The following is a 16,239-nucleotide window of genomic DNA, read 5'->3' as shown; positions in this document are numbered from 1 at the left end:
TATTCATGAACGCTGTAATCAAACAAATCAGCTTTGCCCCAGGTAACTATGTTACTGCGAAGGCTTACGCCAACACTGGTACACCCTTCGAGGATTTCATTGCCACTTCCCGACTGATAGACCAGGTAAAAGTCGGCGTTCAACAACTTGATGCCGTACAGATTACGGCCATCGATCGACCCGCTTCGAATACTAAAGCCAAAAGCTATCCGGCACGTGAAATTATCATCATCCTCCCCAAGGACTTTCCGGTGGGCAAACATGCGATCAAAAGCAGTCCCGATGTGGCACTCAGCTTTAAAGACGACACCGTGGTAAGTGAAGCCATTTCAGGCGAAATCGAAATCGAACCGGCTGTCGACAGCGCTAACGTCAAAGCCAGGTTCAAGGTGGTCGTAGAGAATGCCGACGAAACTACATTTCAGCTCAATGGTGATTTTCAAGTTTTGAAATATTAACCGCTGTGTAAACCTTATTCAGGACGGGACACACAGTCAAAAAAAGGGAAGCCAGCGCTTCCCTTTTTCATTCGCGTCAGAACTTGTAATGCGCCCCCATGTTCACGCCAAAGTCCTTGGTAACGCCATCGCCCTTGCTGGTATCCAGTTCCGCGTGTAGCTGCCAGCGGTCATTGAGGGTCCAGGATGCTCCGGCGGCAACCTCCAACTGATTGCCGGACAAGTTATTGTCGAATTCATTGTTATTGACGCGCACCTTATTGGTCTTCACGAACTCATGAACGCCAGCAACACGCACATGAGGTTGCAGGACGCTGCCGTCAGACAGCGTCATGCCACGTCCCAGCGTTACACCCGCCTTGCCAAGCACTGAACGTGTGGTGTCGGCGTCGACCTTCAGGCCATTGTCCAGACTGAAGTCCTTGCCTTGCACGGAGGCTGCCTGCCATTGAGTGAACACCTCTGCGTAATAGCCGTCCTTGAAGTCGATACGCTTGCCGAACTCGACCGATGCACTGGCGCCCAGATTGTTGTAGTTGCCTTTGGTTTTGGTGTTATCGCTCAGTGCCACATTGGCTTCATTGCGGAAGTGATTGAGCTTGGCCACCGTATCCAGGTAATAGCCACTATCACCCAGCCAGGTGCCATAAACGCCGAGGGATGTACTGCCGATTTCACCGGAGCTGCCACGGCTCAGATCGAGAACGGATTTGCTGTAACCGGCAAACACACCCAGCAACACGCGCTCGCCCGCGATCTCCACCGGGGTATCGACCCCCATTGACAACCCGTACTGGCGCTGGCTATAGCCGTTCCCGTAGGCATTGTTGCCGATGCTGTACCGACTGCCGAAAGACCGGACCCATCCGCCGGTTTGCCCGCCATTGACACGTAGATCGCCCATCCGGTTGTTCAATAGAGGCATTTCGCCGTAGGTCACCGCAGGCGTCGTGCCGGCAATCGCCAATATCGAGCGGGTCGGTGTGCTGACGACTTCCTTGTCGGGTTGCAAGTACCAGTCATTCCCGTCCTTCACCAGTCTATAGGTGAACGCCCCGACATCGACCTGGTTGTTGACGAGGCCGTATTGCGCGTTTGAAGCAACGCTCTGCACCACCTTGATCGAAGCATCATTGACCGGATCGAAACCCGAACTGCGAACCAGCAACTGATGATTGCCGGCAGCGCTTGCAGTGATATTCAACAAATCACTGATGCCCTGGTTGAAATCGGTACTCATCCTGAATGTACCGTTGCCCGCCAGGTTGGCCACGTTCAGTTGAAAATATTCCTGATTAGTGCCTAATCGGACTCCGCCGCCATTGCTGAGTGTCAGGTTGTTCACCGACTGGCTGCCGGTCATCTGCCAGAGCGCCTGATTACTGATGGCGAAATTGGCGACGTTGTTCACTTGCCCCGTCAGGCTCGCCCCGTTATCCAGTGTCAAGCCAGAAGCACTGCCCGTCGCAGCGTTGACGTTGCCGGTCATGATGCTCTGGTTGTTGATGGACACGCTGGCGACATTGTCCAGGTTACCGCTCAGTGTCGAACCATTATCAAGCGCGACACTTGAAGCACCCAGCACATTACCGGTCATACGTGCCTGATTATTTAACACGGCGGTCGTGACGTTTTGCAGGTCCCCGGTCAACGATGCATTGTTCTGCAGCGTGACGTTGGCGGAACTGCCGGAAGCCACCGTTACATTACCGGTCAATGCGCTGTTATCCACAAGGAAACCAGCCGAGGCGCCTCGCCTGACTTCCAGCAACGTATTGTTGCCTGAGACCAGGCTCGAGCCATTACGCACTTCGATGTTGGCCACGGTCGGAAAGTTCGGCGCGTTGATGCCGACCACCAACGCCGACCCTGTCTTGCCTTCGACACGGGTAGCGTCCAGAACGATGGTGGTTGGAATGACAGTCGATACTTGCGTGTCGGTGCCCACCGTCACGCCATTGAGGCCGCCGGTGATCGTACTTCCGGTGGCCGACAGTGAACCCTCCAGCATCCGAATCCCGAAACTGGTGGCGCCAGTCCCTTCAACAGTGGAATTTCGCAGATTGAGGACGCTGAACCGGTTGCCCGCGATACCTCCTTGCAAACCTCGAACGACAGACCCATTGCGCAATATCACATTCGAACCACCGACGCTGGCGACGTTTCGTACCGCAGAGATGCCGATGCCGGTGGCACTGTTGACGCTCGAGTTGTCCAGGTTGGCGCTGGCGTTGGTCAGGGAAATACCTGAACCCGTTGCGGCGCTGACGTTTGAGCCAGTCAAGTTGAACACACCACCAGCAGCACTGGTCATCTGCAGTGTTGTGGCATTGGTGGCGTTCAACGTAGCGTTGCTTTGAAGCTGCCAGGTTTGCAGGGGTGTCGTGGCGTCGATGGCTTGAGTGGTGCCCGCCGGAACAGTGGCAGCCTGAGTCATCGATGAATTCATCAGAAGAGGCATCAGGGTTGCCACCCAGAAGCTGATCGATGTTTTCAAAAAAGGAAATTGCGACTTTGGCAACATAGTTGAGTCCTACTCGATTGCATTCCATCAGGAACGAGTTTCCGACTCAAACGGTGTGCGAGCCGGACTAAAACGGTCGCCAGACTACGGATAACTTTCCCGGGGATATGTAGGATCAATCTCCGTCTTTGTACGATTTATCCCCTTGCGTCGTAAGCTCGTACGTATCTGACTTCACCTCCTTGGATGAGGACGACAATTGCTGTCGCCCTTATCCTGGGAAGTTTCATTCGAAGCGCTGCTGATCCGTTATCAAGGACGGTTCTGCTCGCAATACACCAGGCTCGAGTTCAAGAGCGCCACGGGGACGATGACCTCGGAAGTGATTCCGTTGACCGTATACGCGATGCGCGCAAAACGGGTGGCAGGTCGCTGACCCGGGCCGGGGCTTGGCAGCTGGATCGTCCTGATGGCGGTGTAGTCCGTCAGGTTGAATTCCAGCACTCCGGTCGCTGGCATAGGCCTCGAATCCGTGATCTGAGTGCCGGGAATTGCAGCCCCACCCGCCGTGTTGGTGACCCGGCCCTCAAATTCCAGGTTCACTATTGCGCCTGTAGGGATATTGGGATCACGCAGGATCCTGATCCGCAGGCTGCGCGCCGCGTAAGGCGGCATCGGCCCGTTCGCTACAGTCGGGTGATCCATGCTTGGACAGTTGATGGAAGTCGCGACACGCTCCGGCACCAGGGTCCCGGTGGCTGTTCTGAAGGCTGAAACAATGATCTGTGGCGCCGGGAGATCGATCACGACCGCAGTTACGTTAACCGGGGTCACCGGTGTCTGCGTCATCACGTTCGCGCTGCCAGGGTATCCGATGGTGATGTAGGCTTCTCGCGCCATTGCACCGCTGCCATTGCCTTCGGCCAGGATCGTGTCCCAAGGCAATTGCGTGGTGACCGTCGTATCCCCAGCCTGCACGCCCACCGGGCTCCCTACTTGCTTGCCCTGGTAGTAGAACGTCACGATTTCACGCCCTGTCACCAGTCGGTCTGGATCTGTCCACAATGTCCAGGTCATGGTGGCGGCAAGCCCTGCCTGGGCCGGGCCGAGTGTGTTGGGAGCGGGCACCGGAGCGCCTGCGCCCTGAACCACCACCGGCACAATGTTGGGGTTGGTCAGATCTGGCAGGTTCGGTTGCTCAGGCCCGGCGTACGAAAAATCGACAACGCCAAATTGCTGCGGCTGCGAAACCGGGTTGACCGGAATCGTAGGGCGACGCAATTCGTACCAATACTCAAACTGCTCCTCGTCCTGTCTGTTGGGGTTACCAAAAACTTGCGCCCAGAAGTCGTAGTCAATCACGAACGTCAATGGACCTGGTGTACCGGCAGGTGGAATTTGCTGTTCAGGCAGATCGTAGACATTACCGTCCGAATCGGAGATATGCGGGATGATCCGGTCACCTGGACGCGAGTTGAGCGGGAAATCGATTTCCATCACGGCTTTGGAAGGAGGAGGTGCCACCGTCGCAAAAGTGATGGGCGTTTGCCCGTTGGGGCCGGTGACCGGGATCCTAGGAATGCCCAGTACCGGGGCGGGGGCACTTACCCGACTGAACAGCAACGTGATGGCCGAGTTGTTGCTGATATTTCCTGGCGCATCCTTGAGGTTATAGGAATAAAAGTACGAACCATCCCTCAACGCCTGCAGATCGGCCAGCGGAATGTTGATGACCCCGCCAACCGGCAGCGGAAAATCGATGACAGAGGCTCCGTTGACGTCGCCCTGCATCCCTGTAAATGTTGTTTGCGTAGAAACATAGAAACTGACGAGATCGGTTAACGCTTCGAATTTTGTATAGCCGGTAGGAATGGTCAAATCGAGACCGCCGGCGTTGGCGGGATCCGCCAGCCAGGCTTCGTCAATCCTCGTAGGCAAGCCAGTCTGGCTGATCAACACAGGCCGGGGGCCGGTGCCGTTGCCCGTACCGGGTTGGCGCTGGTAAGGCGCGGTCAGATCGACTTTGAACTCAAGAGGTGGATCAGATATATCGGGGTTGGTGTGGGCGTCATAAATAATGAATGTCGCGCCGTATTCCGCGTATTCGCCGTTCATATCAAACCTGTCGACCAGTCGATCGAGTGCAGCTCCAGTCACGTCAAAATCGATCGGAAACGTCCAGTCAGCCGCTGGCTGATTGGCTTTCAACAACTCCAAAACCACCCATGTCGGGTCGAACTCTATGGGCTTGACCCCTTTCGGGTGCACGTGAAGTTCGATTCTGTGAGCGCCTTCAGGCGTTTTGTCATCGACATCGGCCAATTGAAATTTGACCCGTCTGTCGACTTTCAGTTGTTGATAGGGAATTCGGCCATCAGGCAACACACCGACAATAGTCGGAGGCAAGGCAAGGACACCGCCAGATTTAACCTGCATATTCATGTTTGTATGCTCCATGGATGAATTAATCGTTGAACCATCAACGTTGTGTCCCAATGAAAAATCTCGCGACTCCTGGCTGCATGTCCCTGGGATTGACGTTTTTCTTGCGTTTGTGTGTTCTACAACGGTTGAACTTGAGACTCCTTGAGTTATGGGCCGCAAGGTGGATTCCCCGATACGCCCCGGTCGATCTTTACCAGGCCCGGGGCCGATCGACCCAGAGCGACACCCTTTCGATAAAGCGTGTACTGAGCGAGTGCCGATGCGTTGATGACCATAGGCTTGATATGTTTTTCGTATTTGTCGCTTTCGAGCCTGAAGTCGAAGCCCAGCGCTGAATCGGCTTCCTGCTGCGTCAATGTTTTGCGCAAGCTCAGCGCCGTGCCTGGAATGGCGTTACCGCTGCCGTTGAGGCTGCTGAAGCCTACCCATCCCAGTTCACACACATCGCCTGCAAGGAACCGCCCCGGTTGTGCCGGAACACGCACAGTGACCACCACCCAGATCGCTGGAGACGTCCTGCAATTCAGGTAACCCCACAAGGTTGCGTTGGGAAAGACCGGTTCCTTCAGGTTGACCGGGACCGGGCGTTTGAGGATGAACACCTGCGCCAGCGAGTCATCCTCGTTCTTGGTATCTCCAGACGTCACCTTGTAGGTCAGAGTGATGTCACCTATCAGTTGCAGGAACTGCGAGGGCAAGTGGATCGAGGTCGGAAACACCACCGGGACGGGAAAAAGGTTGTTGTAAAAACGAGTGTCGGACGTTGCCCCAGGCTCTCGAATCCAGATCTGCAGCAAATCACTCTCGCCAGGTTTGAGCGAAGGTGCGAGCCAAGGGGGGATTCGCAGTGTCACGCCATTGAGGTGCGCGTCCGGCGGAAGCACCTTATCGGCACCGACACCGTCAATGCTTAATGGCGCGGCGAATATTCCGATGGGTGTCGTTGTGCTCATTCGCCGTTCTCCAGAGGCCTTGAAAACCCTTTGCTTCGGGAGAAATTAAACGCAGTAATCGCGATCTCGCCTACTGTCAGATCTGACAGGTTTAACTACCGCTGGTCGGAATACTCCGGCCCTGTCGTCGGGTTCAGATCTTTTCAAGCTTGACGAGCCGATGGGTTATGCGGTTACCTGAAACCGGTTTCAGACCTTGCGGTCGCCCCTGAATAATTCCAATAAGAAGGCTGTCTATCCGTGAACGACTTCTCCGCCGCCCAGCGCAGCCGCGTCACCATGCTCGACGTCGCCGAACACGCGGGCGTCTCCAAGGCCAGCGTCTCGCGCTTCATCGGCGATGACCGCGCCCTGCTCTCCGATGCCACGGCCCTGCGCATCGAGCAGGCGATTGCCGAATTGGGCTACCGCCCTAACCAGATGGCCCGCGGCCTGAAACGTGGGCGCACGCGTCTGATCGGCATGTTGGTGGCCGATATCCGTAACCCTTATTCGATTGCTGTGATGCATGGCGTGGAAACCGCCTGCCGTCGGCACGGCTACAGCCTGGTGGTGTGCAACACCGATCGCGATGACGAGCAGGAACGTCAGCACCTGGCGCTGCTGCGCTCGTACAACATTGAAGGCTTGATCGTGAACACCCTCGGCCACCACGTGGATGAGTTGCGCGAATTGCAGCAGGAAATGCCCATGGTGCTGGTGGATCGCAAGGTCGAACAGTTCGATAGCGATCTGGTGGGGCTAGACAATCCTGCCGCCGTTGAAATGGCCCTCGCCCACCTGCAAGAGCGCGGTTATCGCGATGTGCTGTTGGTGACCGAGCCGTATGACGGCACCAGTTCACGGATCGAGCGGGTCAGCAGTTTCAAGGCGCAGATTGCGCAACGTCCGGCGCTCTCAGGCGCGGTAGTTGAAACCGGCGGCGATCTGACCAGCCGCTTGAAAACCTTTCTTGAAACCCCTGGCCCGAAAGCGCTGTTTTGCGCCAACGGCATCGCTGCGCTGGCCAGCACCCATGCGTTGCGTGAATTGAAGTGCAACCTGTTTGAGGATATCGGGCTGATCGCCCTGGATGATCTGGATTGGTATCCGTTGGTGGGTAGCGGGATTACCGCCCTCGCCCAGCCGACCGAGGACATTGGCGCAAGTGCGTTCGAGTGTTTGCTCAAGCGTTTGCGCGGGGATGGCGGGCAGGTGCGGACTTTGGATTTTGCGGCGCGGTTGATCGTGCGGGGGTCGACTCTTGGGCATTTTCGGTGACTGAAAGAACGGCATCGACCACTGATATTTCTTTGAACATTTTTTTTGAACAGAAATGAAACCGGTTTCAGAGGTGATAACAATGAACAAACCACCCGTTTCCATCAGCCTGTCCAGCTACGGCGCCGAGCTTGTGCGCCAACGTGGCCAGGGTAGTTTTGTCGAAGTGCTGGCCGCTGCCGGTGCCACGCACATTGAATGGCGCGAAGAGCTGCTGACCCTTGAAGACCCCGCGCAATTGGCCGACTCCACGCAATCCCGGGGCCTGGAAAGCGTGTATTCCTCGCCGCTGGAGTTGTGGCTGGCCGGGCAATCGGCACCCAACCCTGAATTGCTCTCGACCCTGCAACGCGCCGAGGCATTCGGCTCACAATGGCTGAAAGTCTCCCTGGGTTATTTCACCGACAACAATGACCTGCAAACACTGGCGCATGTGTTGCAGCAGAGCCCGGTGCAATTGCTGGTGGAAAACGACCAGACCTTGCACGGCGGCCGCATCGAACCGTTCCAGCGTTTCTTCGCCGACGTCGAGCAGCATCAGTTGCCAATAAAAATGACCTTCGATATCGGCAACTGGCAATGGCAGGAGCAGTCCGCCGCCAGCGCCGCGCGAATGCTCGGTCGACATGTCGGCTACGTGCACTGCAAAGCAGTGGCGCGTCGGGTCGACGGCAAACTGGTGGCGATACCACCGGCGGCCAGTGACTTGCACCTGTGGCAACAATTGCTGCGGCACATGCCCCAGAACGTGATGCGCGCAGCGGAATATCCGCTGCAAGGCGATGACCTGGTGCAGCTGACCACCGAACACGTCGCTACCCTCGCCTGCCTCGGCCAATCCCGCCTGGAGCCTGCGCATGTCTGAGATCGAGATTCTGTCGTTCGGCGAAACCATGGCGATGTTCGTTGCCGAGCAGAACGGTGAACTGGCCGACGTCGGCCACTTCCACAAGCGCATTGCCGGGGCCGACAGCAACGTCGCCATTGGCCTGTCGCGATTGGGCTTTAACGTCGCCTGGCTGAGCCGGGTGGGCGCCGATTCTCTCGGCCGTTTCGTCATCGATACGCTGAAGAAAGAAGGCCTGGATTGCAGCCACGTCGACATCGACCCGGCCCACCCCACCGGGTTTCAACTCAAATCCCGCGCCGATGACGGCAGCGATCCGGTGGTCGAATATTTCCGTCGCGGTTCGGCGGCCAGTCACTTGTCGGTGCAGTCGATTTCCCCGTCGCTGCTCAACGCCCGGCACTTGCATGCCACCGGCATTCCTCCGGCGCTATCCGCGTCGGCCCGGGCAATGTCCTTCGAACTGATGACCCGCATGCGCGATGCCGGGCGCAGCGTGTCGTTCGACCCCAACCTGCGCCCGAGCCTGTGGGCCAGCGAACAGCAGATGATCAGCGAGATCAACCGCCTCGCCGCCCTCGCCCATTGGGTGCTGCCGGGGTTGAGCGAAGGACGGTTGCTGACCGGTTTCGAAGACCCCGCCGACATCGCGGCGTTTTACCTCGACCAGGGCGCCGAAGCCGTGGCGATCAAGCTTGGCCCGCACGGCGCGTATTACCGCACGCATCAGGATGAAGGTTTCGTCGCAGGCGTACCCGTGGCAACCGTGGTCGATACGGTCGGTGCCGGTGACGGGTTTGCCGTGGGCCTGATCAGCGCCCTGCTGGAAAACCACGGCGTTGCCCAAGCCGTACAACGTGCCAACTGGATCGGCAGCCGCGCGGTGCAGAGCCGTGGGGATATGGAGGGGTTGCCTACCCGAGCCGAAATGTATGCCGACTTGCCCGAGATAAGGCCCGCATAGTCACCACCGCATTTAAACCGTTACCTGCTGCGACAAAAACAACAAGCTCAGGAGCATCACTATGAAAACCGCAACACTGGCCACCCGCCGCTGGTGGTACATCATGCCCATCGTGTTCATCACCTACAGCCTGGCGTATCTGGACCGCGCCAACTACGGGTTCGCCGCCGCCTCCGGGATGGCCAAGGACCTGATGATCACCCCGGGGTTGTCTTCCCTGCTCGGCGCACTGTTCTTCCTCGGCTATTTCTTCTTCCAGATTCCGGGCGCGATCTACGCCCAGAAGCACAGCGTGAAGAAACTGATCTTTGTCAGCCTGATTCTCTGGGGGGCCCTGGCGACCTTGACCGGGATCGTCTCCAACGCCTACTGGCTGATCGTCATTCGTTTCATGCTCGGAGTGGTCGAAGCGGCGGTGATGCCGGCGATGCTGGTGTACCTGTGCCACTGGTTCACCCGTGCCGAACGCTCGCGCGCCAATACCTTCCTGATCCTCGGCAACCCGGTGACCATGCTGTGGATGTCGGTGGTCTCGGGCTACCTGATCCAGCATTTCAACTGGCGCTGGATGTTCATCATCGAAGGCTTGCCGGCAGTGGTGTGGGCGTTTATCTGGTGGCGTCTGGCCGATGACCGTCCGGCTCAGGCCAAGTGGCTCAACGACCAGGAAAAGCAGGACCTGGAAAGTGCCTTGGCCGCCGAACAGGTCGGCATCAAGGCAGTGAAAAACTACGCCGAAGCCTTCCGTTCGCCAAAAGTCATCATCCTCGCCTTGCAGTTCTTCTGCTGGAGCATCGGCGTCTACGGTTTCGTGCTGTGGCTGCCATCGATCCTCAAGGCCGGCGCGCAAATGGACATGATCGAAGCCGGCTGGCTGTCGGCGTTACCCTACCTGGCGGCAGTGATCGGCATGCTGCTGGTGTCCTGGGGCTCGGACAAACTGCAGAAGCGCAAACGCTTCGTCTGGCCTCCGCTGCTGATCGCCTCAATTGCGTTCTACGGCTCCTACGCGCTGGGCGCGGAGCATTTCTGGTGGTCCTACACCCTGCTGGTGATTGCCGGTGCCTGCATGTACGCCCCGTACGGGCCGTTCTTCGCCATCGTTCCAGAAATCCTCCCGGCCAACGTGGCCGGTGGCGCCATGGCGTTGATCAACAGCATGGGCGCGCTCGGTTCGTTTGGCGGCTCTTATCTGGTCGGTTACCTGAACAGCTCCACCGGATCGCCTGGTGCGTCTTATCTGCTGATGAGCGGCGCGTTGCTGGTGTCGGTGGTGCTGACGATTTTCCTCAAGCCCGGCGCCAGTGACCGGGTCGTGGCCAAAGCCGCCGCGCCCCGGCCGGTGGCGGCTCATTCCTGAATGGATGTTGATATGAAAAAGCAGGTTGTGCTGTACAAGAAACTCTCGCCGCTGCTGATGGCTCGCTTGCACGAGCAGACCGAGGTGACACTGATCGACAGCCTCGACGCCGAAGGCCTGGCCAAGCTGCGGCAGGCCCTGCCCCGCGCCCAAGGGTTGCTTGGCGCCAGTCTGAAACTCGATGCCGGGTTGCTTGACCTGGCACCGAACCTGGAAGCGATTGCCAGTGTGTCCGTCGGCGTCGACAACTACGACATCGACTACCTGACCGAACGGCGGATCCTGCTCAGCAACACCCCCGATGTGTTGACCGAGACCACCGCCGACACCGGTTTCGCGCTGATCCTGGCCACCGCCCGACGCGTGGTGGAACTGGCGAACATGGTTCGCGCCGGCCAGTGGAACCGCAACATTGGCCCGGCGCATTTCGGCAGCGATGTGCATGGCAAGACGCTGGGCATCATCGGCATGGGGCGGATTGGCGAGGCGTTGGCGCAGCGTGGGCATTTCGGTTTTGGCATGCCGATTCTGTATCACAGCCATTCGCCGAAACCGGCGGTGGAGCAACGCTTCAATGCGCAATACCGCAGCCTGACCGAGTTGTTGCAGCAGGCCGACTTCATTTGCCTGACCTTGCCACTGACCGCTGAAACCGAAAAGCTGATCGGCGCCAGGGAGTTCGCCTTGATGCGCCCGCAAAGCATCTTCATCAACATTTCACGGGGTAAGGTGGTGGACGAAGAGGCGTTGATCGAGACGTTGCAGCAGAACCGGATTCGCGCTGCCGGACTGGATGTGTTCGAGCGCGAACCGTTGCGCCATGACTCGCCGCTGTTGCAGTTGAACAATGTGGTGGCGACGCCGCATATCGGCTCGGCGACCCATGAGACACGGGAGGCTATGGCGACTTGTGCGGTCGAAAATTTGTTGGCGGCGTTGGCGGGTGAGCGGCCAGTGAATCTGGTGAATGCCGGAGCGTGGAAGGGGTAAGGAACTGATCGTTCTCACGCTCCGCGTGGGAACGATCAGGCCCGTCGCATCTGCAGCAAATCCGCCGCACAGGACGCAATCCGCCGACACGCTTCAGCCAGCTTCAGCTGGTCCACCACCAGCCCGATGCGTATGTGCCCCGCCGCACTCGGCCCGAAGGCTTCGCCGGCCAGCACCGACACGCCATAACCTTCCAGCAGCCGCTCGGCAAAATCCTGGGCGCCGAGCCCGGTCTGGCGCACATCGAGCATCACAAACATCCCGCCATCGGGCTTGATCGGCCGGATACCGGGGCAACCGCTCAACCTCGCGCACACCAGATCGCGTCGCTGGCGATACTCCTCACGCATCAGCGCCACTTCCGGCAAATCCTTATCGAGTGCCGCTTGCGCGGCTTTCTGAACGAAATCCGGAATGCCGAACAGCATGCACAACGACAGATGCATCACATGATCGGCCAGTGGTTTCGGGCCGATCATCCAGCCTACCCGCCAGCCAGTCATGGCATGGGATTTGGACAAACTGTTAAGGGTCGCGGTGCGCTCGGCCATGCCCGGCAGGCTGGCCGGGCTGATGTGCTCGCCCTCATACAACAGGTCGCTATAGACCTCATCGCTGATCAGCCAGAGGTCATGTTGCACACAGAGCGCCGCCAGTTCCTGCCAGCTTTTCAAGGAAAGGCTGGCACCGGAGGGATTGTTCGGACTGTTGAGCAGAATGACCCGGGTTTTAGCGGTGATCAGCGCTGCGACATCCGCCGGCTCGACCCGAAAGCCGTTCTCCGGACGCACCGCCACAGGCACCACGCTCGCCCCGCAGGCACCGAACACGCCTTCATAAGTGACGTACATCGGTTCAGCGATGATCACTTCGTCACCCGGGTCGAGCAGGCACTGGGCAACCGAATACACCGCGCATTGAGCGCCGGGCAACACGATCACATGGTCGGCGTCCACCTCCTGGCCGCAGCGCTGCTGGTGACGGCTGGCGATGCTGCTGCGCAATGTACGGGTGCCGCGCACATCCGAGTAATGGGTGTCACCGGCCAACAGGCTGTCGATGGCCGCGTGGACGACCGGCAGCGGCGTATCGAAATCCGGGTCGCCGACCGACAGCAGCAGCACGTCGACGCCCTGCTCGCGCAATTCCAGCGCTCGATCGTGAATCTTCCAGGCTGCCGCTCCATCACCGTCGATTCGTTGGGTCAAGGCTGAATAGCGCATGTACTTCTCCTAACGCGCGAGTTCCAGTTTCAACCCTATCTCAAATCACGAAACGCGCCACCATTGCATTCAAATCTACCGCCAGTCGTGACAGTTCATGGGTGGCGGCGCTGGTCTGGTTGGCACCGGCGGCCGACTGGGTGGCCAGGTCGCGGATGTTCACCAGGTTGCGGTCGACTTCACGGGACACCTGGGCCTGTTCTTCCGAAGCGCTGGCGATCACCAGGTTGCGCTCATTGATCAGCTGAATCGATGAAGTGATCTGTTCCAGGGCAACACCTGCCGCACGGGCCATTTCCAGGGTGCTTTGGGTGCGCTGATTGCTTTGTTGCATCGACGAAACCGCTTCACCGGTGCCGTTCTGAATGCCGGCGACCATTTTCTCGATTTCCTGGGTCGATTGCGCAGTGCGATGGGCCAGCGCCCGGACCTCGTCCGCCACCACCGCAAAGCCACGCCCGGCCTCTCCGGCACGGGCCGCTTCGATGGCAGCGTTGAGGGCCAGCAGGTTGGTCTGCTCGGCAATGGCGCGGATCACGTCCAGCACTTTGCCGATGTCGCGGCCCTGAGTGGCCAGCCCCTCGATCATCAGTGCAGTGTTTTGCACGTCGTGGGTCATGGTCTGGATCGCGTCGACGGTTTCCACTACTCGGTCACGACCTTCACGGGCGGCCGCGGTCGACTGGTTCGAGGCTTCGGACGTCGATACCGCATTGCGTGCCACTTCTTCCACGGCGGCGGTCATTTCGTTGACGGCGGTGGCGGCCTGTTCAATTTCGTTGTTCTGTTGTTGCAGGCCACGGGACGCTTCCTGGGTCACGGTGCTGAGTTCTTCGGCGGCGGCGCCCAGTTGCGTCGCGGAGCCGGCGATCTGTTCGATGGTCTTGCGCAGGTTCGTCTGCATGGTGGCCAAGGCGCCGAGTAAACGCGCCGGTTCGTCGTTGCCGTCGACTTCGATGACCTTGCTCAGGTTGCCGCTGGCAATGGTTTCTGCTGCCAGCACCGCACGGTTCAGCGGCGTGACGATACTGCGGGTCAACAGCCAGGCCAGCAGCACGGTCATCAGGGCAGCGACCGCCGAGACCACGATGATGCCATTGGTGGCAAAGGCAAACTGCTCTTTGGCCTGGGCGTCGGCCGCAGTCGCGCCAGCCTTGTTGATGGCAATCAACTTGTTCAACTGCTCGCCCATCTGATCGGTACCGTCCTTGACCCGGGTGTTGATCAGGTTGAGCATTTCATCCAGTTTGTTCTGCCGCGAAAGCTCCATCATCTCGCGCACCGCTTGCAGGTATTTGTCCAGCGTGGCCGAGAATGTCTTGAATAACGCCGCCTCCTCATCGCCGGCCGGCAATGCCCCATAAGCAGCCTGTGCCTGCTTGACCTTGTCCACCAGTACCCCGATCCGGGTTTCTGCTTCTTGCAGGCTCGCGGGCTCACGGTTCACCAGAACCCGGAACGAGAGAATTCGCAGACGCAGCACGTTTTCGGTCATGACACCCAAGAAGCCGACGCTGGGTAGCTGATTGCTTTCCATATCCACAGAGGCCTGTCGGATGATCGACATGCGATTCGCCGCAAACACACCCAGCACGATGACCAGCAAGGCGATGAAAGCGAAACCGAGGAAAGCTCGAGGCGCGATTTTCAGATTACGCAGTGACATAGGATGATCTCGGTAATTGAGGCGGCGAGCATCCTTGCCATGATCACTGGCGGGCGGGCGATGGCGCGCACCTTTCAGTTTGGCGCCACTGTTGTAATTGGTTTGTGTACGCCTATTGGCTGTATCGGCCGGGGTTTAGGATTTTTGCAGGGGTCTGGAGAAATATTTTTCAAGGGCGGCAGAGTGTTTCAGCGGTGAAACAGATGTTGCGCGGAGGTCGGCTTTGCGCAGTAGCCTTTGTGGCGAGGGAGCTTGCTCCCGCTGGGCTGCGTAGCGGCCCCAAAAAATTTACGGCTGCTGCGCAACCGAGCGGGAGCAAGCTCCCTCGCCACAGAGATTTCTTTTTACTGAAGACAGTGTCAGGCCTTGCGGGCGGCCACCCGCCAAACCCGCGCGATATCACTGGCGCGCTCACGCAACAATCGCGGCGCCTCGGCGCAGGCCTGTTCCAGGGTCATCGGCCCGCTCGCCAATGCAAAAGCCGCATCAATGCCATGCTCGTACAGCGCCTGATACCCCTCGCCCAAGGTGCCGGCGATGACGATGACCGGCACGCCCTGCTGCCGGGCAATGCGCGCCACGCCAAACGGGGTTTTGCCGCGCAATGTCTGGGCATCGAAACGGCCTTCGCCGGTGATCACCAGGTCGGCGCCGTTGACCGCCTCGGCCAGCCCCACCAGTTCGGCGACCACTTCCACACCGGCCTGGAATTGCGCGCCAAGAAACGCCTTTGCGGCAAACCCCAGACCGCCCGCCGCGCCACTGCCCGGTTCATCGCGTACGTCTTTGTCCAGGGCTTGCGCGCAGAGCTCGGCAAAGTGCCCGAGAGCAAGGTCCAGTTGCTGGACTTGCTCGGGCGACGCACCTTTCTGCGGGCCGAAAATCGCTGACGCACCGTGCGGGCCGCACAGCGGATTATTGACGTCGGCGGCGATGTCGAAACGCACGCCGGCCAGACGCGGATCAATGTCGCTCAAATCGAGACGGGCCAGTTGCGCCAGCGCCAGACCACCCGGCGCCAGGGTTTGGCCCTGGGCATCCAGCAGTTTCACCCCCAAGGCCTGCATCGCCCCGGCGCCGCCGTCGTTGGTGGCGCTGCCGCCAATCCCCAGAATCACTCGTTGCGCCCCGGCATCGAGCGCAGCGCGGATCAATTCGCCGGTGCCGAAGGTGCTGCTGGTACAGGCATCGCGCAGGTCAAGCGGCACCAGTTGCAGGCCACTGGCCTCGGCCATTTCGATGATCGCGGTATGACTCTGCGGCAACCAGCCCCAGGCGGCATCGACCGTGGCGCCCAACGGCCCGCGAACACGGGTGCGGCGCAGTTCTCCGTCGCACGCGGCCAGAATCGACTCGACCGTGCCTTCGCCACCATCAGCCATTGGGCACTTGAGCAATTGCGCGTCTGGCCAAACCTGCGCCAACCCCAGCGCTATGGCCTCGGCCACACCCTGGGCACTCAGGCTGTCCTTGAACGAATCGGGGGCAATGACGATTTTCATGCGAATTCTCCAGTTCCAATGCGTCCATGCTGCCAGCAGGCCTGAACAATAACGCCGGTCCGCTGCACAAGCGGCCATGTGGATTATTGTTCATTTCCACAAAACCC

General features: G+C 59.1%; 12 protein-coding genes. 6 read left to right on the top strand and 6 right to left on the bottom strand.

Features of this window, described 5'->3' with window-relative positions:
- Positions 1-5: 5 nt before the first annotated feature.
- Complete coding sequence (locus F475_RS04875; protein ID WP_111453287.1) at positions 6-458, top strand: hypothetical protein; 453 nt, start codon at positions 6-8, stop codon at positions 456-458.
- Between the two features lie 76 nt (positions 459-534).
- On the opposite strand, the gene F475_RS04870 is transcribed toward F475_RS04875, so the two are convergent.
- The 3 genes from F475_RS04870 to F475_RS30605 all read right to left on the bottom strand — a co-directional run bounded on the left by F475_RS04870 (position 535) and on the right by F475_RS30605 (position 6,320).
- Positions 535-2,895 (bottom strand): autotransporter outer membrane beta-barrel domain-containing protein, encoded by a 2,361-nt coding sequence (locus F475_RS04870; RefSeq protein WP_256597056.1) that lies wholly within the window; start codon positions 2,893-2,895, stop codon positions 535-537.
- Between the two features lie 339 nt (positions 2,896-3,234).
- The gene (locus F475_RS04865) at positions 3,235-5,364 is read right to left on the bottom strand and encodes a hypothetical protein (protein ID WP_256597055.1); all 2,130 of its coding nucleotides are present in this window, start codon (positions 5,362-5,364) and stop codon (positions 3,235-3,237) included.
- Between the two features lie 149 nt (positions 5,365-5,513).
- Complete coding sequence (locus tag F475_RS30605; RefSeq protein ID WP_064617742.1) at positions 5,514-6,320, bottom strand: hypothetical protein; 807 nt, start codon at positions 6,318-6,320, stop codon at positions 5,514-5,516.
- 240 nt (positions 6,321-6,560) lie between these two features.
- Between F475_RS30605 and F475_RS04860 the strand changes: the two genes are divergently transcribed.
- The 5 genes from F475_RS04860 (at position 6,561) to F475_RS04840 (ending at position 11,741) form a co-directional block, all read left to right on the top strand.
- A complete protein-coding gene (locus F475_RS04860) occupies positions 6,561-7,580 on the top strand; it encodes a LacI family DNA-binding transcriptional regulator (protein ID WP_111453285.1) in 1,020 nt (339 codons plus the stop codon).
- Positions 7,581-7,662: 82 nt separating this feature from the next.
- Complete coding sequence (locus F475_RS04855; RefSeq protein WP_111453284.1) at positions 7,663-8,445, top strand: sugar phosphate isomerase/epimerase; 783 nt, start codon at positions 7,663-7,665, stop codon at positions 8,443-8,445.
- The gene (locus F475_RS04850) at positions 8,438-9,391 is read left to right on the top strand and encodes a sugar kinase (protein WP_111453283.1); all 954 of its coding nucleotides are present in this window, start codon (positions 8,438-8,440) and stop codon (positions 9,389-9,391) included. The genes F475_RS04855 and F475_RS04850 overlap by 8 nt, the downstream gene beginning before the upstream one ends.
- 61 nt (positions 9,392-9,452) lie before the next feature.
- Complete coding sequence (locus F475_RS04845; protein ID WP_111453282.1) at positions 9,453-10,751, top strand: MFS transporter; 1,299 nt, start codon at positions 9,453-9,455, stop codon at positions 10,749-10,751.
- Between the two features lie 12 nt (positions 10,752-10,763).
- On the top strand, positions 10,764-11,741 hold the full coding sequence (locus tag F475_RS04840) for a D-glycerate dehydrogenase (RefSeq protein WP_111453281.1): 978 nt from the start codon (positions 10,764-10,766) through the stop codon (positions 11,739-11,741).
- Between the two features lie 35 nt (positions 11,742-11,776).
- Here the strand turns inward: F475_RS04840 and F475_RS04835 are convergent, their stop codons facing one another.
- The 3 genes from F475_RS04835 to F475_RS04820 form a co-directional block, all read right to left on the bottom strand.
- Entirely contained in the window at positions 11,777-12,964 is a 1,188-nt protein-coding gene (locus tag F475_RS04835) for a pyridoxal phosphate-dependent aminotransferase (protein ID WP_064617730.1), read from the bottom strand.
- 40 nt (positions 12,965-13,004) lie between these two features.
- Positions 13,005-14,630 carry a methyl-accepting chemotaxis protein gene (locus tag F475_RS04830; RefSeq protein ID WP_111453280.1) on the bottom strand — a complete coding sequence of 542 codons (1,626 nt, stop codon included), beginning with the start codon at positions 14,628-14,630 and terminating at the stop codon, positions 13,005-13,007.
- 359 nt (positions 14,631-14,989) lie between these two features.
- Complete coding sequence (locus F475_RS04820; protein ID WP_111453279.1) at positions 14,990-16,132, bottom strand: glycerate kinase; 1,143 nt, start codon at positions 16,130-16,132, stop codon at positions 14,990-14,992.
- Positions 16,133-16,239 lie beyond the last annotated feature (107 nt).

The organism is Pseudomonas sp. URMO17WK12:I6 (assembly GCF_003253625.1).
Classification (GTDB): domain Bacteria; phylum Pseudomonadota; class Gammaproteobacteria; order Pseudomonadales; family Pseudomonadaceae; genus Aquipseudomonas.
This window is presented reverse-complemented; position numbering and strand designations above follow the sequence as displayed.